Genomic DNA, 26,638 nt, shown 5'->3' on the forward strand with positions numbered 1-26,638 from the left:
CCGGCCCGCACCCGAGAACGACGCACCGCCCCCAACGGCCCCTAGTCGTCCACCGCCGCCCCGAACCGCGCATCCTGGGCCGGAGCGGCCAGCGACCCCGCTCCGTAGGTCCAGGAACCCGACGCCGTGATCCCGCCGGAGCCCGCCGAGAAGACCCAGACCACGCCGTCGTTCGTGTTCTCGCCCGGCGCCGCCGCGAGCAGCCCGAAGCGGCCGTCGTCGTTCGGGTCGGTGAAGGACACCTGGGCGCCGAACTTGTCGCCCTTCTCGGCGGCGCCGGGCACGTCCGCCGAGTCCTGGTTGACGTCCCGTGCGCCGCTCGCCGTCAGGCCGTCGGCGGAGCCCCGCAGGACCCAGACCGCGCCCGCGTCGGCGACGGTGCCGATGTCCTCGCCGGGCGCGCCGACGGCGACGTCGGCGAACCCGTCGCCGTTCGTGTCGCCGACCGACAGGTCCCCGCCCCAGCGGTCGCCCCGCTCGTGGGCGCCCGGTACCCCGGGGCTGTCCTGCGTCCACCGGTCGGCCTCACCGGCGGGGCCCGCGTCCGAGCCGTAGTACACGCCGATCATGCCTCCGGCGACGGACTCGCCGCCCTCGTCGGGGCCCTGCGGCTCGCCGGTGACCAGGTCGTCCTTGCCGTCGCCGTCGATGTCCCCGGAGGCGACGACCGGGCCGCCGCGCAGCGCGAGCACGGGCAGCGGGTCGGCGTCGGAGGCGGTGCCCGGCAGGACGTAGGACCAGCCGTGGCCGCTGTCGTCGTCCACGGAGATGCCGGAGACGACGAGGTCGGCGAAGCCGTTGGCGTCGTAGTCGCCGGTGCTCAGGTTCGTCGGCCGGATGCCCGGCGGCTCCTCGGCCGCGGAGCGGGCCTTGGGCGCCTTGTGCGCGAAGTCGGTTCGGGAGTGCCGCACGAGGTTCTTGCCCGAACCGCCCGGGGCGCCCTTCGCGGCGGGCGCCGCCTCGTACCGGAAGATCGCGAGGCCCACCGAGTCGAGGACGGCGAGCAGGTCGCCGTCGCCGGTGTCGGTGAAGCGGGCCGCGGCGAGCGCGGAGCCGAAGCGGCCGCCCTTGGCGGGCTCGTCGGCCTCCAGGCCCGTACTGGCGCTGCCGGTCAGGCCCTTGGGCGTGCCCCACAGGACGACGCCGCCGCCGGAGTCGGCGAGGGTGCCGAGGTCCTCGCCGGGGGAGCCGACGATCGCGTCGTCGTAGCCGTCGCCGTCGAGGTCGCCGGTGGCGACGGCCTGGCCGAACGCGTCGCCGGCCTCGGCGGCCCCGGGCACTCCGGTGGTGTTCTGGCTGATGACGGCGGAGCGGGACGTGCCCATGCCGCTCGCGCCGCCGTACTGGACGGTGACGAGACCGGCCCCGGCGCGGCCGCCGACGGTGGCCCCGGGGGCGCCGACGAGGACGTCGTCGTAGCCGTCGCCGTTGAAGTCGGTGTTGCGGTCGTTCGCCCGGGTGCCGCCGGGACTGCCCGCGTACGCGGACGGGGCGGCGGCGATGCAGGTACCGGCGAGGAGGAGGAATGAGGCCGCGGCGACGGCGGCCGTACGGTTCTTGCGCACGAGCGGCTCCTGAAGCGAAGGAAGGCCGGGCAGCGCGGGGGTATGGCCGGAAAGGGCCCGTTCCTTGTCCGACGCCCCGTTCGACACGGGATCAGGCGCAAGGGTTGTACGGGACGGGACAAGCGAAAGGGCACCCCGTCGGAACGGGGTGCCCTCAGTGACGTACGAACTCGCCTATGAAAGAGGCTACTTCACGGGCTCGGGCTCCGGCGCGTCCTCGGTCTCCGTCTCGCCCGCCGGGTCGGCGGGCGTCTTCACGGAGTCGAGCAGCAGCTGGGCCACGTCGACGACCTGGACGGACTCCTTGGCCTTACCGTCGTTCTTCTTGCCGTTGACCGAGTCGGTCAGCATGACGAGGCAGAACGGGCAGGCGGTGGAGACGATGTCGGGGTTCAGCGACAGGGCTTCATCAACGCGCTCGTTGTTGATGCGCTTGCCGATCCGCTCCTCCATCCACATCCGCGCGCCGCCGGCGCCGCAGCAGAAGCCGCGCTCCTTGTGGCGGTGCATCTCCTCGTTGCGCAGGCCCGGGACCTTGCCGATGATCTCGCGCGGCGGCGAGTAGATCTTGTTGTGGCGGCCCAGGTAGCACGGGTCGTGGTACGTGATGATGCCCTCGACCGGGGTGACCGGGACGAGCTTGCCCTCGTCCACCAGGTGCTGCAGCAGCTGCGTGTGGTGGATGACCTCGTAGTCGCCGCCGATCTGCGGGTACTCGTTGCCGATCGTGTTGAGGCAGTGCGGGCAGGTGGCGACGATCTTCTTGGCCGTCTTCGGCTTCTTCGACTCGTCGGTGACCTTGCCGTCGTCGTCGTACTCCTCGCCGAACGCCATGTTCAGCGCCATGACGTTCTCCTGGCCGAGCTGCTGGAACAGCGGCTCGTTGCCGAGGCGGCGGGCGGAGTCACCGGTGCACTTCTCGTCGCCGCCCATGATCGCGAACTTGACGCCCGCGATGTGGAGCAGCTCCGCGAAGGCCTTCGTGGTCTTCTTGGCGCGGTCTTCGAGTGCGCCCGCGCAGCCGACCCAGTAGAGGTACTCGACCTCGGTGAGGTCCTCGATGTCCTTGCCGACGACCGGCACCTCGAAGTCGAGCTCCTTGAGCCACTCCAGGCGCTGCTTCTTCGCCAGGCCCCAGGGGTTGCCCTTCTTCTCCAGGTTCTTGAGCATCGTGCCCGCCTCGGACGGGAACGCGGACTCGATCATCACCTGGTAGCGGCGCATGTCGACGATGTGGTCGATGTGCTCGATGTCGACCGGGCACTGCTCGACGCAGGCGCCGCAGGTGGTGCAGGACCACAGGACGTCCGGGTCGATGACGCCGTTCTCCTCGGCGGTGCCGATCAGCGGGCGCTCGGCCTCCGCGAGGGCGGCGGCGGGCACGTCCTTGAGCTGCTCCTCGGTCGCCTTCTCCTCGCCCTCCATGGACTTGCCGCCACCGGCGAGCAGGTAGGGCGCCTTGGCGTGCGCGTGGTCGCGCAGCGACATGATCAGCAGCTTCGGGGAGAGCGGCTTGCCGGTGTTCCAGGCGGGGCACTGCGACTGGCAGCGGCCGCACTCGGTGCAGGTGGAGAAGTCGAGCAGGCCCTTCCAGGAGAAGTGCTCGATCTGGGAGACGCCGTAGACGTCGTCCTCGCCCGGGTCCTCGAAGTCGATCGGCTCGCCCTTGGAGGTCATCGGCAGCAGCTCGCCGAGCGAGGTCTCGCCCTTGGCATTGCGCTTGAACCAGATGTTCGGGAAGGCGAGGAAGCGGTGCCAGGCGACACCCATGTCGGTCTTCAGGGCGACCGTGATCATCCAGATGAAGGAGGTCGCGATCTTCAGGCCGGCGAAGAAGTAGGTGAGGTTCTGGAGCGTGGAGACGTCCAGGCCCTCCAGCGCGTTCACCACCGGGTACGAGATGAAGAACGAGGACTCGTAGCCGTCCACGTGGTGCTGGGCGCCTTCGAGGGCGTGCAGCATGAAGATGCAGACGCCGACGATGAGGATGACGGCCTCGACGAAGTACGCCTGGCCGAAGTTGGAGCCGGCGAAGCGGGACTTGCGGCCCGGCTTGTTCGGCTTGCTCAGCTGGCGGATGACGATCAGGACGAGGATGCCGAGGACCGTCATCGTGCCGATGAACTCGACGAAGACGTTGTACGGCGCCCACTCGCCGATGACCGGCAGCAGCCAGTCGGCCTGGAAGAGCTGGCCGATGGCGTTGACGATCGTCAGCAGCAGCGAGAAGAAGCCCACCGCCACGAACCAGTGCGCGACACCGACGACGCCCCAGCGGTTCATCCGGGTGTGGCCGAGGAACTCCCTGGCCACGGTGACGGTGCGCTGGACGGGCTCGTCGGTGCGGGTGCCCGCCGGCACGTTCTGGCCGAGCCGCATGAAGTTGTAGATCTGCAGGACGGCGCGCGCGAACAGGGCCACGCCGACCACGATCAGAACCAGCGACACGATGATCGCGGCGAGTTGCATTTGGGGGCTCCTCGGGCCTGCGAGGTGGTCTCTTCGTTGACGTACGAGTGATTACTAAGCGGTAACTTATGCAGTCCGTCTGAGACTACCCACTTACGCGGTCGCAATGTAGTCGGCCCGGTGGTGATCTGCGTCGCTGAGGCAACCCTCAGATCACGGTGTCACACCGTTCGCCGCGCGCGCCAAAGCAGATCGTGTTATTCGCCCCATATTTGGACATAACGGAATACCTTATGTAGGGCTCCGGACGGGCGTGCCCCACCGGTGTCACCCCGATACCGCAACTCACCGAGGGGCCCACGATGACCACATCCCTGACGTACCTGGTCACCGGCGGCGCAGGCTTCATCGGCTCGCACCTGACCGACGCGCTGCTCGCCCAGGGCCACACCGTCGTCGTCCTCGACGACCTGTCCATCGGTGACCGCGGCAACCTCGCCGCCGCCTGGCCCGACCCGAGGCTGCGCTTCGTCCGCGGCTCGGTCCTCGACGCGCGGCTCGTCGACGAGCTGACCGCCCGCTGCGACGCGGTGGTCCACCTGGCCGCGGCCGTCGGCGTCCGCCGCGTCGTCGAGCAGCCGCTCCGCTCCTTCGCCACGAACGTGCGCGGCACCGAGCACGTCATCGAGGCCGCCCACCGGCACGGCCGCAGGCTGCTGCTCGCCTCGACCGCCGAGATCTACGGCAAGAACAGCGCGGGCCCCGTCGCCGAGACCGCCGACCGGATCCTCGGCCAGACCACCGTCGCCCGCTGGTCGTACGCCACCGCCAAGGCCGTCGACGAGATCCTCGCGCTCGGCCACCACCGCGAGCACGGCCTGCCGGTGACCGTCGCCCGCCTCTTCAACACCGTCGGGCCGCGCCAGTCGGCCGCGAACGGCATGGTCCTGCCGCGCCTCGCCGCGCAGGCCGTCGCCGGTCAGCCGCTCACCGTGTACGGCGACGGCACCCAGCGGCGCTGCTTCACCTACGTCACCGACGTCGTCGACGCGCTGCTGCGCCTGCTCGCCCACCCGGGGGCCGACGGCGAGGTCTTCAACGTCGGCAGCGCCGAGGAGACCACCATCGCCGACCTGGCGGGCCTCCTCGTCGAACGCTCCGGCTCCGCCTCGCCGCTCCGCTTCGTCCCGTACGAGGAGGTGTACGCCGACGGCCACGGCTTCGAGGACGCGGCGCGGCGCGTCCCCGACACCCGCAAGCTCCGCGAGCTGACCGGCTGGACACCCCGGGCGGACCTCCTGGACATCGTCGACGCGGCGCTGCTCGACGCGGGCGGCGGGACGCCGGGGCCCGTGACCGCGCCGTCCGCCTCGCCCGCCGTCCCGGCCAGGGTCTGACCGTGCTGTACGGGATCGCCGCCGCGGCGACCGCGCTGCTGCTCGCCGCCGCCCTGACCACCGCGCTGCGGGCGCTGGCGCCGCGCACCCCCCTCGGCGCCGCCCGGCCCGGCGGGCGGCGGGCGGCGCGGAACCGGAACGCGTCGCGCCTCGGCGGCGTCGCCGTGGCCGGGGCCACCGGCCTCGTCGCGGGGACGGGGGCCGCCACCGGACTCGTCCCGCTGGGCTCCACCACGGGCACCCTGCTGCTCGCCGCGGGCGCCGTCGCCCTGCTCGGCCTGCTCGACGACCTGCGGCCGATGGGGGCGCGGGCCCGGATCATCGTGGAGGCGGGGGCGGCCAGCGTGGTGGTGCACGGCACCCACCTCGGCTTCCTGACCGGCGCGCTCGCGGTGCTGTGGATCGTCTTCGTGACGAACGCCTTCAGCCTGCTGGACCACTCCGACGGCGCGATGGGCGTGGTGGGCGTCATCACCGCGCTCGGCCTGTGCGCGTGCGCCGGGGCGGAGGGCCTCGGCCCGCTCGCCGTCGTCCTCGGCCTGCTCGCCGCCTCGCTCACCGGGTTCCTGATGCACAACTGGCATCCGGCCCGCGTCACCCCGGGCGGCTGCGGCTCCCTGTTCACCGGGTTCCTGGTGGCCTGTGCTGCCCTGCTGGTGAACGCCGGGCACGAGGCGCCCGAGGCACCGGCCGCGCTGTTCGCGCTGACCGTGGTCGTCACCGCCGACATCGTGCTGGTGGTGGTCTCCCGGCGGCGGGCCGGACGCGGGGTGCTGCGCGAGGGCACGGACCACATCGCGCACCGGTTGCGCCGGCTCGGGCTCACCGCGCCCGGGGCGGCGGTGGTGCTCGGCGCCGCCGCCGCGCTCGGCACGACCACGGGGGTGCTGCTGCACCGCGGGGCCGTCGGGGCGTCGCTGGTGTGGTGGCTGGGCGGGGCGGCGCTGGTGGCGGTGGTGCTGCTGCTGCGGGTGCCGGTCTACGGGGGCCGCAGACGGGTGCGCAGGGCCGAGGCCGAGCGGGTCGACCTGTTGAGGGCCGACGCCTGAGGCACACCCCGCCCGGCGCGGGGGCCTTCCCGTCCACGTACACGCAAGGGAGCAGACGCATGATGACCTTTGGCCGGATGCGGGAGCTGGTACGGCAGCTCGCCCAGTGGGAGATCGACCTGGTGCTCGACTCCGGCGGGCAGGACGGCGGCTTCGGGCGGGCGCTGCGGCGCTGCGGCTACCGGGGGCGGATCGTCTCCTTCGAGCCGTTCGGCGGGCCCCGGGCCGGGGTGCGCCGGGCCGCCGCCCGTGACCTGGACTGGCGCGTGCTGCCGTACGCGCTCGGCGACCGGGACGGCACGTGGATGCGCCGCCTCGACGGGGTCTGGGAGGACGTCGTGGCGCCCGGGGAGCGGGTGCTGCTGCAGGTGGACCAGGAGCCGGAACTTCCCCAGGTGCTCGCCGGAGCAGGGGAGTTCGGCGGTGATCTGACCCTCGTGCGGTGCGGTGTCGCGCGTGAGGCGGCGTTCGCATGAAAGTCGCGCTCGTCCACAGCTTCTACGGCGCCGCCGGACCCGGCGGCGAGAACGAGGCCGTCCTCGACCAGGCCGCCGCCCTCGGCCGCGCGGGCCACGAGGTGCGCCTCGTCGCCGCCCGCACCGACCACCTGCAGAACGCGCCCTGGTACGCGGCCCGTTGCGCCGTCACCGTCGCCACCGGGCACGGCCGCAGCCCGCTGTCCGCGCTGCGTGCCTTCGCGCCGGACGTGGTGCACGTCCACAACCTGTTCCCCAACTTCGGCCGCTCCTGGGCCGCCGAGTGGACGGGACCGCTGGTGGCGACCCTGCACAACTACCGTCCGCTGTGCGCGGCCGCGGTCCTGTACCGGGACGGCGCCCCGTGCACCCGGTGTCTCGACGGCGACCGGTGGGCCGGCGTGCGGCACGGCTGCTACCGGGGGTCACGCCTTGCCACGCTGCCGCTCGCGTGGGCCCAGCGGGGCGGGGTGCGCGAGGACCCGCTGCTGCGGCGCGCCGATCGCGCGGTCGTGCTGTCGGAGCCGAGCCGGGACACGTACGCGCGGGCCGGGATGCCGGCCGAGCGGCTGGCGCTCGTCCCCAACTTCGTCCCCCTGGCGGACGGTTCGGCGACCACGGCCGAGGACGCCTGGGTGTTCGCCGGACGGCTCACCCCCGACGAGGGCATCCTCGACCTGCTGCGCCGCTGGCCCGCGGGACGGCGCCTGGACGTCATCGGCGCGGGACCGCTGGAGCGCGCCTGCCGCGCGGCCGCGCCGCCGTCCGTGCGGTTCCTCGGCGCGGTCGGGCGCGACGCGCTGCGCACCGCGCTGCCCGGGTACCGCGGACTCGTCCTGCCCGGCCGCCGGCCCGAGGGCGTGCCGCGCGTCTACGCGGAGGCGCTGGCCGCCGGGGTGCCCGTGCTGGCCTTCGAGGGGACGTCCCTGCCGCACGTCGTGCGCGCCGAGGGGACCGGCACCGTCACCGCCCGGGACGCCTCGCTGCCCGCCGCCCTGGGCGCCGCCGAACGGATCTTCCCCACGCTGCGCGAGCACTGCCGGGCGGTCCACGACAAGCGGTACGGGGAGACGGCGTGGGTCGAGCGGACCGAGCAGCTCTACACCGCCCTGACCCGGTCCGCGGAGCGCGCGTGACGCAGCGGACCCGTGCCGCCGTCGCCGACGGCTTCCCCGGCCCCCGCCGCGTCCGTGCCCTGGCGGCGGCCCGCGACCGGGTCACCGAGGGCGAGGTGCGGCGGCTGCGGGCGTGGCACGGGCTCACCCCCGGGCTCACCGGCCTGTACCTCGGCGGCCTCGACGCCGGACGCACCCCGTTCCTGCTCGCCGCGGCCGACGCGCTCGCCGCCCGGCTGCCCGGGTTCCGGCTGCTCGTCGCCGGGGACGGTCCGCGGCGCGCGTCGGTCGAGCGGCACGGGCCACCGGTCGCGTACGCCGGCGACGTGGGGGAGCGGCGGGCGGCGCTGCTCGGCGCGGCGGCCGAGGTGATGCTGGTGCCGGGAGCCGTCGGCCCGCACGCCGTCGACTCGTTCGCCCTGCGCACGCCCCTGGTCACCACACCGTGGCCGTGCGCGGAAGCCGAGCTGGGCTATCTGGACGACGGCCGCAACGCCGTCGTCGCCCCCGACGAGCCGGGCGCCTACGCGGCCGCCGTGGCCGAACTCCTCACCCGGCCGCGCCGGTTGGCGTGCCTGCGTCGGGCCTGCCGGGCGGACGCGCAGCGGTACACGGTCGAGGGGACGGCCGCGCGGACCGCCCGCGGCGTGGAAGGGCTCCTGCATGGCACTACGTGATCTGCGTCTTCTGCGCACAAGACTGTTCGCCCGCCGCCGGGTGCGCTGGAGCGCCCTGGGTGCCGGGGTGCTCCTGCTGACCCTCGTGTGCGCGGGCGGTCTCGCGTACGCGGTGCTGAACGGCAACATCCGCACCGACTGGGCGACCGACCGGGCCCTCGACGCGGACCACGGCAAACGCCCGGTGGCGCTGCGTCCGGGCGCGCAGAACATCCTGGTCATGGGCTCGGACATCGAGAACACCAAGGACAGCCAGCGTTCCGACACGACGATGCTGCTGCACCTGTCGGCGGACCGGAAGCGGGCCGCGCTGGTGAGCGTGCCGCGCGATCTGATGGTGGACATCCCGGCCTGCCGGCTGCCCGACGGGGAGCGCAGCGAGCCCGAGTACGCGCAGTTCAACTGGGCCTTCGAGCGGGGCGGCGCGGCCTGCGCGATCCGCACCTTCGAGGATCTGTCGGGGGTCCGCGTCGACCACCACGTGGTCCTGGACTTCACCGGGTTCAAGAAGGTCGTGAACGCGCTCGGCGGCGTCGACGTGAAGGTGCCCGAGCGGATGAAGGTGCCGCACGGCGATGTCGTCCTCGACGAGGGCGAGCAGCACCTCAACGGCGCCGAGGCCCTCGTCTTCGTCCGCGGCCGCACCGGCGTCGGCGACGGCAGCGACCTGCAACGCATCGAGCGGCAGAAGGAGTTCGTGCGCGATCTGCTCGCCCAGGTCCGCGAGGCGGGGCTGCTCGACCACACGACGCGGCTCTACCCGGTCCTCGACGCGGTGACCTCCTCGCTCACCGCGGACAAGGACCTCGACTCGCTGAGCGAGCTGTACGGCCTCGCGGAGGCGGCCGGGAAGGTGCCCGAGGACCGCACCGCCATCGTCACGGTCCCGAGCGTGGAGCACCCCGACTACTGGGGGCGCTACACGCCGGTCGAGGACCAGGCGGCGGAGCTGTTCGAGGCGCTGCGGCGCGACGAGGAACTGCCGAAGCACCTCTACAACGCGTACGACCCGGACAACGACGAGCTGTGACGGCCCCGCGGGCCGGTCACCGCGTGCCGCGGCCGGCCGCGAGCGCCCGCACCACCGTCACCACGTACGGCGCCACCATCAGCACCGGCGCCCGCACCCCCGTGTGCCGCCAGCAGTACACCCACCACTGCCACACCGGGAACTCCCGCTGCGAGACCCGCCGCCGCAGCGCCTCGCGCACCCCGATGCCGGGTTCGCGGGACGCCCGCGGCGCCGGGCCGGCCGGGCGGTCGCCGACGTGGCGCGGGGCGACGTAGGCGGCGACGCCCGCGCGGCGGGCCCGGAAGCCGTGGTCGTGGTCGCCCAGGCCGTTCCGGAAGACCTTGTCGATGTCGCCGACCCGTTCGCGCACGGCCCAGGGCAGCAGGACCACGTCGCCGTCGTACGTGTCGCAGGGCTCGGGCCCGCCGGACGGTTCGACCAGGTCGAGGGTGTGGCCGTGGCGGCGGCGGCCGGAGCAGGTGGTGACGCCGTCGTGGCGGACGGCGCCCACGATTACCGCCTCGTCGTCGAACTCCCTTGAGGTGTCCAGGAGTTGGGCGAGGGCGTCCGGGGCGAGCCGGACGTCGTCGTGGAGCCACAGCTGGTGCGTCGGCTCGGGGCTGCCGGCCGCGCGGCTGTTGCGGCTGGCCAGGCGCATGCCCTGGCCCCAGAGGACATCGGGGCCGGCCACCGCGACCTGGGCGCCGGGGTGCGCGCGGCGCACCGCCCGGACGGTGCCGTCCGTCGAACCGGCGTCGACGAGGTGGACCCGTACCCGGGTGCCGGGCGGCAGGCCGCACTGGGCCGCGAGCGCGTCGAGGGCGGCGAGCGTGGCGGCGCGGCGGTCGTGGCTGGTCATCAGGACGGCTACCCGGGGCGGCTCCACCTGGGCTCCTCACATCGCGCGTACCGGACATCGGGCGCACAAGTCTTCAGCCCCGGGGTCGGGAATCCGGCGAGCGACATAGGGTCCTGCCCGCCTCCCGGGGCCTCGGATGCCGTCTTTTGTGCCGCGTCCGGAGCGCTGGCGAATCTGCGAAAGGCCAGGTCAGGCGGGTTTCCCCGGGAAGGCTGCCCATAAGCGCAGGATAAAAGTTGAGCGTGCGGGACTCAGGTCTGTTGACGGCGAGGGGGCCGGTGTTGCAGTCTTGAGTCAGTTCCACTCAAGTATTAGCTGGAGGAATTGAAATGGCACGTGCGGTCGGCATCGACCTGGGCACGACTAACTCCGTCGTCAGCGTTCTGGAGGGCGGTGAGCCCACCGTCATCACCAACGCAGAGGGCGCCAGGACCACGCCGTCCGTCGTCGCCTTCGCCAAGAACGGCGAGGTGCTCGTCGGCGAGGTCGCCAAGCGCCAGGCGGTCACGAACGTGGACCGGACCATCCGTTCCGTCAAGCGCCACATGGGCACTGACTGGAAGGTCAACCTGGATGGCAAGGACTTCAACCCGCAGCAGATGAGCGCCTTCATCCTGCAGAAGCTGAAGCGCGACGCGGAGTCCTACCTGGGCGAGAAGGTGACCGACGCGGTCATCACCGTCCCGGCGTACTTCAACGACTCGGAGCGTCAGGCGACGAAGGAGGCCGGCGAGATCGCGGGCCTGAACGTCCTGCGTATCGTCAACGAGCCGACGGCCGCCGCCCTGGCGTACGGCCTCGACAAGGACGACCAGACGATCCTCGTCTTCGACCTCGGTGGCGGCACCTTCGACGTCTCGCTGCTGGAGATCGGCGACGGCGTCGTCGAGGTGAAGGCCACCAACGGTGACAACCACCTCGGTGGTGACGACTGGGACCAGCGCGTCGTCGACTACCTGGTCAAGCAGTTCAACAACGGTCACGGCGTGGACCTCGCCAAGGACAAGATGGCGCTCCAGCGTCTGCGCGAGGCGGCCGAGAAGGCCAAGATCGAGCTCTCGTCCTCGACCGAGACCACGATCAACCTGCCCTACATCACGGCGTCCGCCGAGGGCCCGCTGCACCTGGACGAGAAGCTCACGCGCGCCCAGTTCCAGCAGCTCACGTCCGACCTGCTGGAGCGCTGCAAGACGCCGTTCCACAACGTCATCAAGGACGCGGGCATCCAGCTCTCCGAGATCGACCACGTCGTTCTCGTCGGTGGCTCGACCCGTATGCCGGCCGTCGCCGACCTGGTCAAGGAACTGACCGGCGGCAACGAGGCCAACAAGGGCGTGAACCCGGACGAGGTCGTCGCCATCGGCGCCGCCCTGCAGGCCGGTGTCCTCAAGGGCGAGGTCAAGGACGTCCTGCTCCTCGACGTCACCCCGCTGTCGCTTGGTATCGAGACCAAGGGCGGCATCATGACGAAGCTCATCGAGCGCAACACGACCATCCCGACCAAGCGGTCGGAGATCTTCACGACGGCCGAGGACAACCAGCCGTCGGTGCAGATCCAGGTCTACCAGGGCGAGCGCGAGATCGCGGCGTACAACAAGAAGCTCGGGATGTTCGAGCTGACCGGTCTGCCGCCGGCCCCGCGCGGTGTCCCGCAGATCGAGGTCGCCTTCGACATCGACGCCAACGGCATCATGCACGTGACCGCGAAGGACCTCGGCACGGGCAAGGAGCAGAAGATGACCGTCACCGGTGGCTCCTCGCTGCCGAAGGACGAGGTCAACCGGATGCGCGAAGAGGCCGAGAAGTACGCGGAGGAGGACCACGCCCGCCGCGAGGCCGCCGAGTCGCGCAACCAGGGCGAGCAGCTCGTCTACCAGACGGAGAAGTTCCTCGCCGACAACGCGGACAAGGTCCCGGGCGATGTGAAGACCGAGGTCGAGGAGGCCGTCGGCGAGCTGAAGGAGAAGCTCAAGGGCGACGACTCGGCCGAGATCCGCACCGCCACCGAGAAGGTCGCCGCCGTCTCGCAGAAGCTGGGCCAGGCCATGTACGCCGACGCCCAGGCCGCGGGTGCGGCCGGCGCCGAGGGTGCCGGTCCGGACGCCGACGCGCCGAACATGTCCAAGGACGACGACGTCGTCGACGCCGAGATCGTGGACGACGAGAAGCCCGACGCGAAGGGCGGCGCCGCCTGATGACAGAGGAGACCCCGGGTCTCGGCGACGCCGAGCAGCCCGACGTCCCCTCCGGCGCCACCCCTGATGACGCGGCGCCGAAGGCCGCCGAGCCCTCCACGCAGGAGGGCCCGGCGGCCCCGGCCGGGGACGCAACGAAGGCATCCGCGCAGGATGTGGGCCTGACCGCCCAGCTGGACCAGGTGCGCACCGCGCTCGGCGAGCGCACCGCGGACCTCCAGCGGCTGCAGGCCGAGTACCAGAACTACCGTCGTCGGGTGGAGCGGGACCGCGTCACGGTCAAGGAGATCGCGGTCGCGAACCTCCTGTCCGAGCTGCTCCCGGTCCTCGACGACATCGGCCGCGCCCGTGAGCACGGCGAGCTCGTCGGCGGCTTCAAGTCCGTGGGCGACTCGCTCGAGACGGTCGTGGCGAAGCTGGGCCTGCAGCAGTTCGGCAAGGAGGGCGAGCCCTTCGACCCGACGGTCCACGAGGCCCTGATGCACTCGTACGCGCCGGACGTCACCGAGACGACCTGCGTGGCGATCCTGCAGCCGGGCTACCGGATCGGCGAGCGCACCATCCGCCCCGCGCGGGTGGCCGTGGCCGAGCCGCAGCCGGGCGCCCAGGCGAAGGCCGACGGCGCCGGCGAGTCCGCCGAGTCCTCGGCGGACGAGAAGGAGAGCGGTGGCCCGGACGAGGGCTGACGTCATCCGCGTGACAACCGATGTGAGTGAGGAGGGACGTCGAGGCCGATGAGTACCAAGGACTTCATCGAGAAGGACTACTACAAGGTCCTCGGCGTCCCCAAGGACGCCACCGACGCCGAGATCAAGAAGGCGTACCGCAAGCTCGCCCGTGAGAACCACCCCGACGCCAACAAGGGCAACCCCAAGGCGGAGGAGCGCTTCAAGGAGATCTCCGAGGCGAACGACGTCCTCGGTGACCCCAAGAAGCGCAAGGAGTACGACGAGGCGCGGGCCCTGTTCGGCAACGGCGGGTTCCGTCCGGGACCCGGCGGCGCCGGCGGCGGCTCGTTCAACTTCGACCTGGGCGATCTCTTCGGAGGCGGCGCCCAGGGCCAGGGCCAGAGCGGCTCCGGCGGGTTCGGCGGCGGCATCGGCGACGTCTTCGGCGGCCTGTTCAACCGGGGCGGCGCGGGTGCGGGCACCCGTACCCAGCCGCGCCGCGGCCAGGACATCGAGTCCGAGGTGACGCTCAGCTTCACCGAGGCGGTGGACGGGGCCACGGTCCCGCTGCGGATGTCCTCCCAGGCCCCCTGCAAGGCGTGCTCCGGCACCGGCGACAAGAACGGCACGCCGCGCGTGTGCCCGACCTGCGTCGGCACCGGGCAGGTCTCGCGGGGCGGCGGAGGCGGCTTCTCCCTCACCGACCCCTGTGTGGACTGCAAGGGCCGCGGCCTCATCGCCGAGACCCCCTGTGAGGTCTGCAAGGGCTCGGGCCGCGCCAAGTCGTCGCGCACGATGCAGGTCAGGATCCCCGCCGGGGTCTCCGACAGCCAGCGCATCCGGCTGCGCGGCAAGGGCGCACCCGGTGAGCGGGGCGGCCCCGCGGGCGACCTGTACGTCGTCGTCCACGTCGACGCCCACCCGGTCTTCGGCCGCAAGGGCGACAACCTCACGGTGACCGTGCCCGTCACGTTCACCGAGGCGACGCTCGGCGGCGAGGTCAAGGTGCCCACGCTCGGCGGCCCCGCCGTCACCCTGAAGCTGCCCCCGGGCACGCCGAACGGGCGGACGATGCGGGCCCGCGGCAAGGGCGCGGTCCGCAAGGACGGCACGCGGGGAGACCTGCTGGTGACGGTCGAGGTGGCCGTCCCCAAGGAGCAGGACCTGACCGACGAGGCCCGTTCGGCCCTCGAGTCGTTCCGCAAGGCGACTGAGGACACCGATGTGCGGGCAGAACTGTTCCAGGCCGCGAAGGGAGCTTGAGCGAGATGGACGGCCGGCGTCGCACCAACCCGTACGAACTCACCGAAGAGACTCCGGTGTACGTCATTTCGGTGGCGGCCCAGCTCTCCGGCCTCCATCCGCAGACCCTGCGCCAGTACGACCGCCTCGGCCTGGTCTCGCCCGACCGCACGGCCGGGCGCGGCCGCCGCTACTCGGCCCGCGACATCGAACTGCTGCGCACCGTCCAGCAGTTGTCGCAGGACGAGGGCATCAACCTGGCCGGCATCAAGCGCATCATCGAGCTGGAGAACCAGGTCGCGGCGCTCCAGTCCCGCGTGGCCGAACTCTCGGCCGCCGTGGAGGGAGCCGCCGCCGCCATGCAGCAACGTGAGGCGGCGGTGCATGCCTCGTACCGCCGCGACCTGGTGCCGTACCAGGAGGCCCACCAGACCAGCGCGCTGGTGGTGTGGCGGCCCAAGCGGTCGCCGGAGGCGTAGCGCGCCGCCCAGAACAGGCGAGAACAGGCGAGAACAGGCGAGAACAGGTGAGAGGGGCCCGGAGGTGAGAACCTCCGGGCCCCTCTCGCGTGCGTGAGGTGCCGGTCAGCCGACCTTGAACGTGACGCTCGCGGGCCATCCGTAGCGGCCGTAGGCGTCACTGACCTCGACCTGCACGGTGTAGGTGCCGGTGGATGACGGACGCCACGTCAGTTTTCCCTCGGTGGTGGTCCGCACGAATCCGTCGGGGCCGCCCACCAGCCACCGGTATCCACCGGCCACGTGCCCGGGCTGCACCGCGGGTGTCGCCGTGATCGTGACGTCCTGCCCGTAGCCGTGGCCCGCGCAGTCGTTGGCGGTGCACTCCGTGAAGGGGGCGGAGAGGGAGAGCGTCGGGATCGCTGGTGCGTCCGGCGTGGCCGGGGTGCGGCGGTTCACGGTGGCCGTGGGTGACGGGACCGATTCGAGGCCGTCGCGGTCGACCGTGGTCACGTAGTACCAGGATGTGCCCGTCGGGGCTGCCGTGTCGTCGAAGACCTGGGCGGTGGCCTTCGCGGACAGCCGGGTCCAGGCGCCGTTCGGTTCCGTGCGCCGGTACACGCGGTAGCCGTCGTAGTTGTCGGCGTAAGGCCAGGACAGGCGGGTGAGTCCGTCCCACGGGGTCGCGGTCGGGGTCTCGGGCGCGGCCGACGCGGAAGCCTTCGGGCGGGTGGCCGACGCGGACGCCGAGACCTGCGAGATGTTCCCGGCCCCGTCCACCGCGTACACCCGGTACTCCGTGGCGACACCGACGAGTGCGGAGGCGTCCAGGTACGAGGTGCCGGACACGATGCGCGGACCCGACGGGTCGGGCCCCTCCGGCGTCGACACCCACACCTCGTAGTGCGCAGTGTCGGCCGAACTGGCCTCCCAGCGGACGTTGTTGCCCGCCGTCGATGCCTCCGCGGTGACGCCCTGGACCTGGCCGGGCGCGGTCTCGTCGGGAACGCCGGTGTCGGCGGTGGCGGACGGCCCGGAGACATTGCCCGCGGCGTCGCGCGCCACGACCCGGTAGTACCAGCGGCGGGTGGTGCCGAACGAGGGCGTGTCGCGGTAGGACGCGTCGGTCAGCCACGCGGACACGGCGGTGTACGTGCCGTCCGCGGTGGCCGAGCGCAGCACCTGGTAGGACGCGGCGCCGTCGACGGCCTGCCACGTCACCGCGACGCTGCTCTCTGCCCGGGTGACTTTCAGGCCGCCGGGAGCGCCAGGTGCGACCTTGTCGACGGTGGTCACGGCCAGCTCGGCGGTGGCGTCGGAGCGGTTGGCGGCCTTGTCGACGGCGCGGACGCGGTAGAAGTACCGGCCGCCGTCGGCGGGCGGGGTGTCGGTGTACGTGGTGGCGGTGATGTCGCCGCTGATGTTGTCCCAGGTGGTGGAGGAAGCGGCGCGCCGGTACACGCGGTACCCGGCGAGATCCATCTCCACGTTCTTCGCCCAGCTCACCGTCGTCTTGCGGGTGCTGGTGCTGTACGAGGCCTTCGCGTCGGCGGGGACGAGCGGCACGGTCTTGTCGTACGTGGCCGAAGTGCGGGGCGTGTAGGTGTACTTGACCTTGGCGGTGCCGGTCCAGTTGACGTAGTCGACGCGCAGGGTGTGCTTGCCCTTGGGCACGGTCAGGTTCACGGTCCTCGTGCGGGACGAGCCGGTGTTGGACCACAGGTCGATCTTGCGGGTGCTGTCCAAGTAGACGCGGATGCCGTCGTAGCCGGAGGCGGTGAAGGCGAAGGGGCCGCCGGAGCCGAAGTCGCGGGTGACGGACCAGCGCACGCCGAAGTTGTTCGTGGGCAGCCCGGAGGCGGGCGCGCCCGTGCCCCAGTTCTGGTCGATCGTGGAGTCGCAGTCGGTCTTCTTCGGCGTACCGGAGAACGAGGTGTTCGCGTAGAAGCTGCGCTGGAAGACGTTCGTCGAGCAGGAGGTCGCCGCGTGGGCTGCCGGCGCGACGGCCGTGGCGGTCAGGGCGGTGCCTGCGGCGAGGGTCGCGGTGGTGGCCGCGGACAGGAGTCGGCGCATGGGTGGGGCGGGCCTCTCGGTGCCGTGATCAGCGAACGGTGCGCGTCGACCGGATCGTGATCGGTGATCGCTCCCGTGTGGGAGCGAGAAGGAGACACCCGAGAGGCCGCAATGGTTGCCCGGTCGACGGAGATCAGCCGCGCACGTGCAGTCCGAAGCCCGTGCGGCCCGTGGGCTCCAGGCCCTCCTTCAGGTGCAGCAAGGGGATCTCGTAGTCGCCGAAGTTCTGTCGCCGGAAGGGGATCGGTTCGGTCGACTCCAGGGTGAGCAGGCGCTGCTCCCAGGCCTTGGCGGCGTCCGGGTACTCCTCGGCGGTCATCCGGTCGGTGCCGTACAGCACGAACGGCGGCAGCACCTCGATGCCCGGGTAGTAGAGGATGCCGTGCTGGATCGGGAACAGCAGGTCGTCGATGGGGCCGTTGATGCCGCGCGCGGAGTAGTGCGACTCGGGGCCGCCGGTGGTCACCGACAGCAGGGCCCGCTTGCCGGCGAGGGTGCCTTCGCCGAAGCGCTCGCCGTACTTGGTGTCGCTGTGCTCGCCGACGCCGTACGCGAAGTGGAAGGTGAACACCCGGTCCACCCAGCCCTTGAGGATCGCGGGCATCGAGTACCACCACAGCGGGAACTGGAAGATGACCGTGTCCGCCCACAGCAGCTTCTCCTGCTCGGCGCGGACGTCCGGGGTGAGCGTCCCGGCGTCGAAGGCCCGGCCCGAGTCCCGGGCGACCTTCAGCGGTGTCGAGGCGTCGGGGCCGAAGTCCTCGGCGTCCACGGCCGCCTTCCAGTTCATGGCGTACAGGTCGCTCACCCGCACCTCGTGACCGGCGGCCTCCAGCGTGGACACCGCCAGGTCCTTCAGCGAGCTGTTGAGCGACGTGGGCTCCGGGTGGGCGTGGACGATCAGCGTCTTCACTGGGGGCTCCCTCGGATCGGGCTTCGGATCGGATGCCCTGATCCTGCGCGCCGCGGCGCCCGGCGTTCAGGGGCGCCGTTTCCGTCGGACGGGACTTCCTGGTACCGGCAGGGCCACCCTCACGGGCGCCCGCCGCGGCCATACTTGGCCGCATGGACGACCTTGCGAGCTTCCTGCGGACCCGGCGTTCCCGGGTCGACCCGGCGTCCGTCGGCATCCCCACCGACAGCCGCCGCCGCGTCGAGGGACTGCGCCGCGAAGAGGTCGCGCACCTGTCCGGGGTGAGCGTCGACTACTACGTACGCCTGGAGCAGGGCCGCGCGACCCAGCCCTCCGAGCAGGTCCTCGACGCGCTCGCCCGCGTCCTCGGCCTCGACGAGACCGAACGCGGGCACCTGCACCGGCTCGCCCGGCAGCCCCGCCGCCGGGCGAAGGCGCCGGGCGGGCGGGTCCGCCCGGAGCTGCTGCGCGTCCTCGACCTGGTCACCGACGCACCCGCGCTGATCATGGACCACCGCCTGGACGTGCTCGCCGGCAACCGTCTCGTCCAGCTCCTCTACGGGCGTCCGCTGCCGGGTCTGAACACGGCCCGGCACATCTTCCTGGAGGAGGCCGAGCGCGGCCTCTACGCGGACTGGGAGAGCTGCACCCTCGACGTGGTCGGGCACCTGCGCCTGGCCGCCGGCAAGTACCCCGACGATCCCCGCCTCGCCTCGCTCATCGGCGAGCTGGCGATGGGCAGCGAGCGCTTCCGCCGGCTGTGGGCCCGCGCGGACGTGCGCGCCCGCACCCATGGCCGCAAGGCGTACCGGCACCCGCTGGTCGGACTCCTCGAACTGCACCAGGAGAACTTCGCGCTGCCCGACGCGTCCGGCATGGAACTGCTGGTGCTGTCCGCGGCCCCCGGCAGCCCCGCCGAGGACGGGCTGCGCCTGCTGGCGAGCCTGGGCGCGGACAGCGGTGACGCGGCCGCCCCCGCGAAGGCCCAGGCCCGCGAGTAACCCGATGACGCCCTCGTGGCGCAGGATGGGTACATGACCGAGATCCACACCCCCCGCCTGCTCCTGCGCCGCTGGTCGCCCGACGACGACCTGGCGCCCCTCGCCGAGATCCAGGCCGACCCCGCCGTGATGCAGCACATCGGCGACGGCGCCCCGCGCTCCCTCGACGAGACCGCCGAGGACATCGAGCGCTGGGAGGAGGAGTGGGACGACGAGGGCTTCGGCGTCTTCGCCGTCGAGCTGCTCGGCTCCGGCGAGCTGGCGGGCGCGGTCGGCCTGTACGTGCCGGACGCTCCGGCGCCGGTCGCCGGGCACATCGGTATCCAGTGGCGGCTCGGGCGCCAGTTCTGGGGCCAGGGGTACGCGTCCGAGGCCGCGCACGCCTCCCTGGAGTTCGCCCTCCAGGACCGGGGCATCGACCGCGTCGTCGCCGCCATCGCCGACGGCGACACGTCCTCGCCGAAGGTCCTGGGCAAGCTGGGCCTGACACCGACCGGCGAGGCGGATGGCCTCCGGCTCTACGCGATCGACCTGACCGAGTTCCAGGGCTGACCCGCGAGGAACCCGACCCAGGTCGCGCCGCTCACGGTGAGGTGGGGGCGGTGGGGGTTCTTCGAGTCGCGGATGTGGGTGGTGCCGGGGGTGTGGGCGATCTCGACGCAGTCGGCCTCGCTGCTGTTGCTGCTGTAGCTGCTCTTGAACCAGGCCAGTTCGGACGAGTCCCCGGCGGAGGTCTTGCGGTTCATGTTTCTCCCAGCACTTGCTCGATGAAGGCCAGTGACTCCCCCGGCGCGAGAGCCTGGGCCCGGATCATGCCATACCGCAGTTCCAGGACGCGGAGCTGTTTGGGCTCCGTGACCGGCCGCCCGTTGAACGCGCCCTCGGAGCGCCCCACGGCCGCGCCGTCCTTGAACTTCAGCACCTGCAACTCACCTTGCATTCCGGCATGTTCCTCGCGGGCTGTCGGCATCACCTGGATGGAGACCGCGCGCAACTGAGCGATTTCCATGAGGTGTTCGAGCTGCCGGCGCATCACCATTCTCCCTCCGAGCGGCCGCCGGAGCGTCACCTCTTCCTGGACGAAGCTGAGTGCCGGAGCCGGGCTCCGCTCGAAGACGGACTTCCTGGCCTCCCGGGCGGCGACGGCCCGTTCGATCTCATCGGGCTCGTAGGCGGGCAGTCGCATCTCGAAGAGGGCTCGCGCGTACTCAGGTGTCTGAAGCAGCCCATGGAGGTTGTGATCTCCGTAGGCCAGCAGCTCTACGGCCTGCGCCTCCATCCGCGCGATGTCCCGCACCTTCTTCGGATACCTGACCTCCCGCAGATCCTCCTTCAGCCCGGCCAGAATCCCGCGGGCCCCCAGCACCTCATCCGCCTGATCCAGGTACTCCGGCCGAGGAATCCGCTTCCCCGCCTCCACCTTGTAGACGATGCCCTCGCCGTACCCCATCGCCTCCGCGAACTCCGGTACGCGCAGCCCCGCCGCCTCCCGCCAGCTGCGCAACTGCCTTCCTGCCGTGGCCACGACGGCCGCACCCTGTTCGTCGTCGGGGTCGACCTCCCAGCCGTCACCCTCCGTCGCCTCGGTCATCCGCGCGCACCTCCAGCCCGTCCCGCTCCCCGGCCACGTACCGTCAACGTCCGTACCCCCATGGCACTCTGGACAGCCTGTACAGCTCTGGACAAACGCTGGACAGTCGCCGTACGTGACGGGCATGTCGCTGGTGAGCGTACGAGGGCCCGGCCACGCTGAGTGACGTGAACCCAGAAATCGTCGAACTCCCGCGCACCGGCCGCCACTTCAATGTGCAGCTGTCACCCACGCCCCGCGGAGCCCGCCTCGCCCGCCTCCTCGCTGTCGAGCAGCTCCGTACCTGGGGCCTGCCCCTCGACCCCGACGCGGCAGCGCACGTCGTCGCCGAACTCGCCGCGAACGCGGTCACGCACGGCCGGCTGCCCGGCCGCGACTTCCGGCTCAGCCTCTACGTCACCGGGGGAGCCCTGCGGATCGAGGTGGCCGACGCGCGGGGCGACCGCGTGCCCGAGGCCCGACTTCCGCCGCCCACGGCCGAGTCAGGGCGCGGGCTCGTGCTCGTAGCGGCACTCACCGACCGCTGGGGCGTCACGGACGGGCCCGCTCCCCGTAAGACCGTGTGGGCCGAACTCGACCTCGTGCGGCGACCGCGACCGGCGCCCGGGAACCCGTACGCCGGTGACGTGGACGACAACCTCAAAGGAACGGTCGAGGGGGAAAGAAACCAGGCCAAGCCCCACCCCACCTCCCGCCGCCACACGGACGGGTGAAGGGTGCCAACTCAGCTTGCGCACGGGCCCTTTGCGCCCTCTACGCTCACGACCGGCAGCAACAGCGCCACGTCCACCACAACCACAGACATGCGACGGCCCCCGCCGGGACGGCAATCCCGATGCGAGGGCCTGACCACCGAGGAAGCAGACCCTTCCTGATGGATACCCAGCACCCTAGCGCGGCCTCACACGCCCCGGGCGGCATCGTCCACGACAATGCCCGCCATCACACCCGTTTCACGGTCATCGGCAACCACCTCGCCCAGCACCGTGACCTCTCGGGCCTCGCGATCGGCCTCGCCGTCCACATCCAGTCGCTCCCGGCCGGGGCCCGCGCCGACGTCCGCACGCTCGCCGCGCGTTTCCCGGAGGGCACCACCCGGATCGCGGCCGCCCTGCGCGAACTGGAGACCCACGGCTACCTGCGGCGCGAGCGGCACCGCACCCCCGACGGGCGGGTCCGTACCCGTACGGTCTCCTGCAATCGGCCGGGCGCGACACCCGAGGCCCCGGCGAGGCACCGACCGCCCCCGCCGAAGAAGAAGCCCCGGCCCCTCACGGTCCCCCACCCGGAACACACCCCGGGCCCCGCTCTCCTCAAGGCGGCCACCGAAGTCCTCGCCGGCCTGCACCGCGCCGACGCCCGCCTCACCCTCTCCACCCGCGACGCCGAACGCCTCGCACCCGGCGTGGCCGCCTGGCTGGAACGGGACCTGACCCCGTCGGCCGTCCGCCACGCCCTGGTCCGTGACCTGCCGCAGGACCGCCCCGTCCACCGCCCGGCGGCGTTCATCGCGCACCGCCTGACAGCCCAACTCCCGCCCAGAACACCCGCGTTCGGCGCAGCCGCCGCACCCCCACCCGTCCGGCATCCCCTCCACAACTGCGACGTCTGCGACCACGCCTACCGGGGCCCGGAACCGGGTTGCTGCCCGGGCTGCCGTCCCGCGCCACGATGACCGCTCTCACCGCTGGCCGCCGGGCGGAGCGGTCACGCGATCTCTCCTCTCCGGTGCTGCTCCGCGGAGCCGGGTGGGGGGAAAGGGGAGCCCCGGAGCGCGGGTGATCAGTGTGGTGCCGGGGTCTGCGGAGGTAAAGATGTGCGCCCCGGGCCCGTCCGGGAGGCCCTTACCTGTGACGTAATCGACCGGCCCCGGCCCGCCCGGCACTCTGAGGTCACCGGAACCCGGGCGGCGCACTCCGCTCGGGCTCCGGCTCCCACGACCTGCCGAGACACCCTTCAGGAGGGCTGGAGCCATGACCGGAACCGACATCCACGAGAACGCCGTCGCCCGCTACTTCGAGGCATGGAACGCGCGCACCCCCGAGGAGCGGACCAAGGCCGTCGCCGCCGCCTGGACCGAGGACGGCACGTACACCGACCCGCTCGCCGACGTCGCCGGGCACGACGGGATCGCGGCCGTCATCGGCGCCGCGCACGAGCAGTTCCCCGGCTTCTCCTTCCGGCCGCTCGGCGCGGTCGACGGGCATCACGGGATCGCCCGGTTCGGCTGGGAGCTGGTGTCGGAGGCGGACGGGACGGCGCCCGTCGCCGGGTCCGACGTGATCGAGCTGGCCGACGACGGGCGGATCCGGGCCGTGCACGGCTTCCTCGACCGGGTGCCCGCCGGAGCCTGACACCAAGGGTGTTACCGCCGGGTACAGATGTCCGGTATTCGCCGTATCTGGCTTCATGTGGGGAAGTAACGGATGCGGTTTCGTTGCGGTGTTGCTTCACCTCTTGACGCTGCTTGGGAGGCCGAGTTGGCTTCGAGCCACCTCGGCCGCACCGTCGCGGCCACGTCAGGGAGGTATCCGTAATGAACACGCGAATGCGATGCGCGGCGTGGGCCGGCGCCGCATCCGTCATGGTGGTCTCGCTCACGGCCTGTGGTGGTCTGCTGCCCGGCGGGGACAGCGACAGCAGCGCGCCGGTGCGCAAGGGCAACGATGTCAAGATCGGTCTGCTCCTGCCGGAGAAGGAGACCGCACGCTACGAGAAGTTCGACTACCCCATCATCAAGAGACAGGTGGAGAAACTCACCAGCGGTCAGGGGCAGGTGGTCTACGCCAACGCCGGGGAGGACGCCGACCTGCAGAACCGGCAGGTGGCGGAGATGATCGCCAAGAAGGTGGACACGCTGATCGTCGACGCCGTCGACGCGAAGGTGATCGCCTCCTCGGTGCAGAAGGCCAAGGACGCGGGCATCCACGTCATCGCCTACGACCGGCTCGCCCAGGGCCCGGTGGACGCGTACGTGGGCTTCGACAACGGGCTCGTCGGCCAGACCCAGGGCAAGGAGCTCGTCCAGGCCCTCGGCGACAAGGCCACCAAGAGCAGCAAGATCGTCATGATCAACGGCTCGCCGACCGACCCGAACGCGGCCGACTTCAAGGAGAGCGCCCGCGCGGAGCTGACGGAGGCGGTGACCGTCGCCAAGTCGTACGACACGGTCGCCTGGAAGCCCCAGAACGCCGAGGCCAACATGGCGCGGGCCATCGCGGACATCGGCGCCGCCAACATCGCGGGCGTGTACTCGGCGAACGACGGCATGGCCGGCGGGGTGGTCGAGGCGCTGAAGAAGGCCGGGCTCACGAAGATGCCGCCGATCACCGGCCAGGACGCCGAACTCGCCGCCGTGCAGCGCATTCTGACCGGCGAGCAGTACATGAGCGTCTACAAGCCCTACCCGGAGGAGGCCGCGACGGCCGCCGAGATGGCGGTGCGGGTCGCGCAGGGCCGCAACATCGAGTTCGAGGCCCTCGCGATGGACACCGTCGACAGCCCGACGAACAAGCAGATCCGCACGGCGAGCATCAGCGTCGTCGCGCTCAAGCGCGACAACATCAAGCAGACCGTGCTGAAGGACAAGATCTTCAAGCTGTCGCAGATCTGCACGCCGAAGTACGAGGCGGCGTGCGCGGATGCCGGTCTGAAGTAGGAGCAGAACAAGGAGCAGCGGAGCGGGGCGGTGCCGCGCCGCCGGTGTGCCGCTCGATGACGTCCCGTGCGCGGGACGGAGGTCGAGGCCGGCCGAGCGGCGCCGCTCCGGTGCGCGTAGGAGGCCCTGCGTGTGCAGTCGCACATTGTTGAGGCGCGGTGTGAAGCGGTCGTCCGGGTGGGCACCGGGACGCGGGGAGCCGGGTCGGCGGGTGTGACGACTGGCTGAGAACATGCCTCTTCGCGCGCGGCGGCCAGGGGTGCGGGCCGCGGTCAGTGATCTCCCACGTGGAGCCCGGACTGGCCTATGAGAAAGCCGAGTTGGGCGCGGCTCGCGCTGCCGAGGGTGGCGGCGAGCTTGGCGATGTGGACGCGGACGGTGCGGATGTTCATGCCGAGGCGCTCGGCGATGACGGCATCGGTGTGGCCCTCGATGAGCAGCTTCGCGATGGTGCGCTGGCGGGCCGAGACCCCGTTCGACGTCGGCTCCTCGTCGGCCGCCTGCGGGAACATCGGCGTGCCCAGCCGCCACAGCCGCTCGAACGTGGTGGCCAGATAGGCGATCAGTGCCGGGTGCCGGATCTCCAGGGCGACGGTGCGGTCCGGGTTGGCCGGGATGAAGGCCACGGTGCGGTCCAGCATGACGAGGCGCTCGGTGACCTCGTCGAGGGTGCGGACCTGGACGTCGCCGTGCAACTGCTCGTAGTGCGCGATGATCGACGGGTAGTGGCGGGACGGGTGCTGGTACAGGGTCCGCATGCTGCAGCCGCGGGCCAGCAGCTCCTGTTCCCGGGGGAGCGCGGAGGCGAGCAGCTCGGGCGGTCTCTGCCCGCCGGGCTGGATGGTCAGCAGTTCCTTGGAGGAGACGGCCATGGCCGCCCCGATCGCGTCGTTGATCCGCTGGAACCCGAGCAGCACCTCGATCATCGGGGTGCTCGGGATCGAGGCACGCTGCGCGGCGAGGTCGATCAGCGGGGCGAACGTCTCCGCCAGCAGGGCTTCCTTGCGGCGCTGTTGCGCGATGCCGTCCTCGACGGCCTTCAGCAGGTCGGGCAGGACGACCGCCGGCGGCACCGGGCGCAGCCACTGCGGGTCGTCGGTGTCCCGGCGCAGCAGCCCGAACGACTCGAGGCAGGGGACCGGTTCGGCCTCCTCGCGATGTACACGCCCCTCGCGCAGGGTCCTGGCGTACAGACTCGATCCGGCCTCGCAGAGCTCTTCGGGTCCGTGCTGGTGGGCGTCTGGGATCACGTGTGGACTCTCTTCGACCGACTGTGGGGGTTCCTGGCAGGCGCGTCAGTTCTCCCGTTCGAGAATTCCTGACCTGGCTATCAGATAGCCGAGCTGAGCGCGGCTCCCGCTGCCGAGGGCGGCGGCCAGTTTGGCGATATGCGCTCGACACGTACGGACGTTCATGCCCAGGCGGCGCGCGATCGCCTCGTCGACGTGGCCCTCGATGAGGAGCTTTGCGATGGAACGCTGGACGCCGGTGATGCCGTCGGTCGGCGGGGCGTAGGGGGTCTCGTCGAGCAGCGGCACCGCCCTTTGCCAGAGCTGCTCGAAGACGTTCGCCAGGTACTCGACGAGGCCGGCGTGGCGCAACTCCAGTGCGGCGTGGCGGTCTTCGCGGGCGGGAATGAACGCCACGGAGCGATCGATGATGATCAGCCGCTCGATGAGTTCCTCCAGCGTGCGTATCTCGACGTTGCCCTGGGCCAGCGCCTCCGCGTAGGCGAGCGTGCCGTGGCTGTGCCGCGCGGTGTGCTGGTAGAGCGTGCGCATGGTGATGCCGCGGTCGGTTATCTCCTTCCCCATCTGCAGCGCTTTGGTGAGGGTGTGCTCGTCACGGCCGCCGCCGGGCTGCACCGTGAGCATCTCGGACGCGCAGTCCGCGAGAGCGGTTTCTATGGCGTTGTTGATCCGCTCTTTGCCCTCCAGGACCGTGATGGTGTGCATGGTGGGTTGCGCCTGCGCACTGATGGCCAAGAATGGCTCGAAGGTGTCGGTGAGTTCGACCGCGAGGATCCTCCGTTCCTGGATCTCGCGTTCGAGCGGGTGAAGACGCTGTGAGAGTGCGGCGGAGGGCGCCACCGGGCGGAGCCAGGCGGGATCTTCTGGATCAGGATGCAGGAGCGCGAGGTCCAGGAGGCAGGGGGCCGAGGTCACTTCGGTGCGCGCGATGCGTCCTGAGCGCAGAGCGGCGGCGTACAACTGCTTGCCTGCGTCGCACAGCTCGGTCGTGGCGTGTGGATGTGCCCGGTTTGAGCTTATTGATGGCATT

Annotated in this window: 25 protein-coding genes; 16 read left to right on the top strand and 9 right to left on the bottom strand. The window is 71.6% G+C overall.

Annotation, left to right across the window (positions count from 1 at the left end):
* Positions 1–41: 41 nt before the first annotated feature.
* Positions 42–1,565: an esterase gene (locus ACVHNB_RS00840; protein WP_456227205.1), complete on the bottom strand. Its 1,524-nt coding sequence runs from the start codon at positions 1,563–1,565 to the stop codon at positions 42–44.
* A 186-nt stretch (positions 1,566–1,751) separates the two neighbouring features.
* Positions 1,752–4,034 carry a (Fe-S)-binding protein gene (locus tag ACVHNB_RS00845; RefSeq protein ID WP_428953414.1) on the bottom strand — a complete coding sequence of 761 codons (2,283 nt, stop codon included), beginning with the start codon at positions 4,032–4,034 and terminating at the stop codon, positions 1,752–1,754.
* A gap of 302 nt (positions 4,035–4,336) precedes the next feature.
* On the opposite strand from ACVHNB_RS00845, the gene ACVHNB_RS00850 reads away from it, so the two are divergent.
* Genes ACVHNB_RS00850 through ACVHNB_RS00875 form a run of 6 tightly spaced genes read left to right on the top strand, consistent with a single transcriptional unit; the run spans position 4,337 to position 9,718 of the window.
* A complete protein-coding gene (locus ACVHNB_RS00850) occupies positions 4,337–5,371 on the top strand; it encodes an NAD-dependent epimerase/dehydratase family protein (RefSeq protein WP_456227206.1) in 1,035 nt (344 codons plus the stop codon).
* Positions 5,372–5,373: 2 nt separating this feature from the next.
* A complete protein-coding gene (locus ACVHNB_RS00855) occupies positions 5,374–6,420 on the top strand; it encodes an MraY family glycosyltransferase (RefSeq protein WP_456227207.1) in 1,047 nt (348 codons plus the stop codon).
* A gap of 59 nt (positions 6,421–6,479) precedes the next feature.
* A complete protein-coding gene (locus tag ACVHNB_RS00860) occupies positions 6,480–6,896 on the top strand; it encodes a class I SAM-dependent methyltransferase (RefSeq protein WP_428953411.1) in 417 nt (138 codons plus the stop codon).
* Positions 6,893–8,032, top strand: a complete 1,140-nt coding sequence (locus tag ACVHNB_RS00865; RefSeq protein WP_428953410.1) for a glycosyltransferase family 4 protein — start codon at positions 6,893–6,895, stop codon at positions 8,030–8,032. The genes ACVHNB_RS00860 and ACVHNB_RS00865 overlap by 4 nt, the downstream gene beginning before the upstream one ends.
* Positions 8,029–8,688, top strand: a complete 660-nt coding sequence (locus ACVHNB_RS00870; RefSeq protein WP_428953409.1) for a glycosyltransferase — start codon at positions 8,029–8,031, stop codon at positions 8,686–8,688. Before ACVHNB_RS00865 ends, ACVHNB_RS00870 begins: the two co-directional genes overlap by 4 nt.
* Entirely contained in the window at positions 8,675–9,718 is a 1,044-nt protein-coding gene (locus tag ACVHNB_RS00875) for an LCP family protein (protein WP_456227208.1), read from the top strand. The genes ACVHNB_RS00870 and ACVHNB_RS00875 overlap by 14 nt, the downstream gene beginning before the upstream one ends.
* 16 nt (positions 9,719–9,734) lie before the next feature.
* Here the strand turns inward: ACVHNB_RS00875 and ACVHNB_RS00880 are convergent, their stop codons facing one another.
* Positions 9,735–10,559, bottom strand: a complete 825-nt coding sequence (locus ACVHNB_RS00880) for a glycosyltransferase family 2 protein (protein WP_456228828.1) — start codon at positions 10,557–10,559, stop codon at positions 9,735–9,737.
* 329 nt (positions 10,560–10,888) lie between these two features.
* Between ACVHNB_RS00880 and dnaK the strand changes: the two genes are divergently transcribed.
* From dnaK to ACVHNB_RS00900, 4 genes are read left to right on the top strand one after another with little or no spacing between them, the layout of a single operon-like run.
* Positions 10,889–12,754, top strand: a complete 1,866-nt coding sequence (gene dnaK / locus ACVHNB_RS00885) for a molecular chaperone DnaK (protein ID WP_428953407.1) — start codon at positions 10,889–10,891, stop codon at positions 12,752–12,754.
* Positions 12,754–13,440 (top strand): nucleotide exchange factor GrpE, encoded by a 687-nt coding sequence (gene grpE, locus ACVHNB_RS00890; RefSeq protein WP_428953406.1) that lies wholly within the window; start codon positions 12,754–12,756, stop codon positions 13,438–13,440. The genes dnaK and grpE overlap by 1 nt, the downstream gene beginning before the upstream one ends.
* A gap of 48 nt (positions 13,441–13,488) precedes the next feature.
* Positions 13,489–14,685 (top strand): molecular chaperone DnaJ, encoded by a 1,197-nt coding sequence (gene dnaJ, locus ACVHNB_RS00895; RefSeq protein ID WP_428953405.1) that lies wholly within the window; start codon positions 13,489–13,491, stop codon positions 14,683–14,685.
* Positions 14,686–14,690: 5 nt separating this feature from the next.
* Positions 14,691–15,143 carry a heat shock protein transcriptional repressor HspR gene (locus ACVHNB_RS00900; RefSeq protein WP_428953404.1) on the top strand — a complete coding sequence of 151 codons (453 nt, stop codon included), beginning with the start codon at positions 14,691–14,693 and terminating at the stop codon, positions 15,141–15,143.
* A 105-nt stretch (positions 15,144–15,248) separates the two neighbouring features.
* Here ACVHNB_RS00900 and ACVHNB_RS00905 read toward each other — a convergent pair whose 3' ends face one another.
* The gene (locus ACVHNB_RS00905; protein WP_456227209.1) at positions 15,249–17,195 is read right to left on the bottom strand and encodes a PA14 domain-containing protein; all 1,947 of its coding nucleotides are present in this window, start codon (positions 17,193–17,195) and stop codon (positions 15,249–15,251) included.
* A 133-nt stretch (positions 17,196–17,328) separates the two neighbouring features.
* Positions 17,329–18,108: an NAD(P)H-dependent oxidoreductase gene (locus ACVHNB_RS00910; protein WP_456227210.1), complete on the bottom strand. Its 780-nt coding sequence runs from the start codon at positions 18,106–18,108 to the stop codon at positions 17,329–17,331.
* A gap of 152 nt (positions 18,109–18,260) precedes the next feature.
* Between ACVHNB_RS00910 and ACVHNB_RS00915 the strand changes: the two genes are divergently transcribed.
* A complete protein-coding gene (locus tag ACVHNB_RS00915) occupies positions 18,261–19,109 on the top strand; it encodes a helix-turn-helix transcriptional regulator (RefSeq protein ID WP_428953401.1) in 849 nt (282 codons plus the stop codon).
* A 33-nt stretch (positions 19,110–19,142) separates the two neighbouring features.
* Positions 19,143–19,661: a GNAT family N-acetyltransferase gene (locus ACVHNB_RS00920; RefSeq protein WP_428953400.1), complete on the top strand. Its 519-nt coding sequence runs from the start codon at positions 19,143–19,145 to the stop codon at positions 19,659–19,661.
* Here the strand turns inward: ACVHNB_RS00920 and ACVHNB_RS00925 are convergent.
* Together ACVHNB_RS00925 and ACVHNB_RS00930 are read right to left on the bottom strand one after the other, a co-directional pair.
* Positions 19,628–19,855, bottom strand: a complete 228-nt coding sequence (locus ACVHNB_RS00925) for a DUF397 domain-containing protein (protein WP_456227211.1) — start codon at positions 19,853–19,855, stop codon at positions 19,628–19,630. The genes ACVHNB_RS00920 and ACVHNB_RS00925 overlap by 34 nt on opposite strands.
* Entirely contained in the window at positions 19,852–20,700 is an 849-nt protein-coding gene (locus ACVHNB_RS00930; protein WP_456227212.1) for a helix-turn-helix domain-containing protein, read from the bottom strand. The genes ACVHNB_RS00925 and ACVHNB_RS00930 overlap by 4 nt, the downstream gene beginning before the upstream one ends.
* A gap of 167 nt (positions 20,701–20,867) precedes the next feature.
* Here ACVHNB_RS00930 and ACVHNB_RS00935 point away from each other — a divergent pair, with 167 nt between their 5' ends.
* From ACVHNB_RS00935 to ACVHNB_RS00950, 4 genes are all read left to right on the top strand, one after another.
* Positions 20,868–21,413, top strand: a complete 546-nt coding sequence (locus ACVHNB_RS00935; protein ID WP_428953397.1) for an ATP-binding protein — start codon at positions 20,868–20,870, stop codon at positions 21,411–21,413.
* Positions 21,414–21,574: 161 nt separating this feature from the next.
* The gene (locus tag ACVHNB_RS00940) at positions 21,575–22,375 is read left to right on the top strand and encodes a helix-turn-helix domain-containing protein (RefSeq protein WP_456227213.1); all 801 of its coding nucleotides are present in this window, start codon (positions 21,575–21,577) and stop codon (positions 22,373–22,375) included.
* Positions 22,376–22,673: 298 nt separating this feature from the next.
* The gene (locus tag ACVHNB_RS00945) at positions 22,674–23,054 is read left to right on the top strand and encodes a nuclear transport factor 2 family protein (RefSeq protein ID WP_428953395.1); all 381 of its coding nucleotides are present in this window, start codon (positions 22,674–22,676) and stop codon (positions 23,052–23,054) included.
* Positions 23,055–23,236: 182 nt separating this feature from the next.
* Entirely contained in the window at positions 23,237–24,358 is a 1,122-nt protein-coding gene (locus ACVHNB_RS00950) for a substrate-binding domain-containing protein (protein ID WP_428953394.1), read from the top strand.
* A 272-nt stretch (positions 24,359–24,630) separates the two neighbouring features.
* Here ACVHNB_RS00950 and ACVHNB_RS00955 read toward each other — a convergent pair whose 3' ends face one another.
* Positions 24,631–25,605 carry a LuxR C-terminal-related transcriptional regulator gene (locus ACVHNB_RS00955; RefSeq protein ID WP_428957601.1) on the bottom strand — a complete coding sequence of 325 codons (975 nt, stop codon included), beginning with the start codon at positions 25,603–25,605 and terminating at the stop codon, positions 24,631–24,633.
* Positions 25,606–25,653: 48 nt separating this feature from the next.
* Complete coding sequence (locus ACVHNB_RS00960) at positions 25,654–26,637, bottom strand: helix-turn-helix transcriptional regulator (protein ID WP_428953393.1); 984 nt, start codon at positions 26,635–26,637, stop codon at positions 25,654–25,656.
* Position 26,638: the final 1 nt, after the last annotated feature.

Source organism: Streptomyces sp. YJ-C3, assembly GCF_053891275.1.

Coding starts and splice junctions, on each gene's coding strand:
- ACVHNB_RS00915 (WP_428953401.1), top strand. CDS start 18,261: ATGGACGACCTTGCGAGCTTCCTGCGGACCCGGCGTTCCCGGGTCGAC.
- ACVHNB_RS00900 (WP_428953404.1), top strand. CDS start 14,691: ATGGACGGCCGGCGTCGCACCAACCCGTACGAACTCACCGAAGAGACT.
- ACVHNB_RS00930 (WP_456227212.1), bottom strand. CDS start 20,700: ATGACCGAGGCGACGGAGGGTGACGGCTGGGAGGTCGACCCCGACGAC.
- ACVHNB_RS00925 (WP_456227211.1), bottom strand. CDS start 19,855: ATGAACCGCAAGACCTCCGCCGGGGACTCGTCCGAACTGGCCTGGTTC.
- grpE (WP_428953406.1), top strand. CDS start 12,754: ATGACAGAGGAGACCCCGGGTCTCGGCGACGCCGAGCAGCCCGACGTC.
- ACVHNB_RS00950 (WP_428953394.1), top strand. CDS start 23,237: ATGAACACGCGAATGCGATGCGCGGCGTGGGCCGGCGCCGCATCCGTC.
- ACVHNB_RS00860 (WP_428953411.1), top strand. CDS start 6,480: ATGATGACCTTTGGCCGGATGCGGGAGCTGGTACGGCAGCTCGCCCAG.
- ACVHNB_RS00880 (WP_456228828.1), bottom strand. CDS start 10,559: ATGACCAGCCACGACCGCCGCGCCGCCACGCTCGCCGCCCTCGACGCG.
- dnaJ (WP_428953405.1), top strand. CDS start 13,489: ATGAGTACCAAGGACTTCATCGAGAAGGACTACTACAAGGTCCTCGGC.
- ACVHNB_RS00960 (WP_428953393.1), bottom strand. CDS start 26,637: ATGCCATCAATAAGCTCAAACCGGGCACATCCACACGCCACGACCGAG.
- ACVHNB_RS00875 (WP_456227208.1), top strand. CDS start 8,675: ATGGCACTACGTGATCTGCGTCTTCTGCGCACAAGACTGTTCGCCCGC.
- ACVHNB_RS00850 (WP_456227206.1), top strand. CDS start 4,337: ATGACCACATCCCTGACGTACCTGGTCACCGGCGGCGCAGGCTTCATC.
- ACVHNB_RS00905 (WP_456227209.1), bottom strand. CDS start 17,195: ATGCGCCGACTCCTGTCCGCGGCCACCACCGCGACCCTCGCCGCAGGC.
- ACVHNB_RS00845 (WP_428953414.1), bottom strand. CDS start 4,034: ATGCAACTCGCCGCGATCATCGTGTCGCTGGTTCTGATCGTGGTCGGC.
- ACVHNB_RS00920 (WP_428953400.1), top strand. CDS start 19,143: ATGACCGAGATCCACACCCCCCGCCTGCTCCTGCGCCGCTGGTCGCCC.
- ACVHNB_RS00940 (WP_456227213.1), top strand. CDS start 21,575: ATGGATACCCAGCACCCTAGCGCGGCCTCACACGCCCCGGGCGGCATC.
- ACVHNB_RS00945 (WP_428953395.1), top strand. CDS start 22,674: ATGACCGGAACCGACATCCACGAGAACGCCGTCGCCCGCTACTTCGAG.
- ACVHNB_RS00865 (WP_428953410.1), top strand. CDS start 6,893: ATGAAAGTCGCGCTCGTCCACAGCTTCTACGGCGCCGCCGGACCCGGC.
- dnaK (WP_428953407.1), top strand. CDS start 10,889: ATGGCACGTGCGGTCGGCATCGACCTGGGCACGACTAACTCCGTCGTC.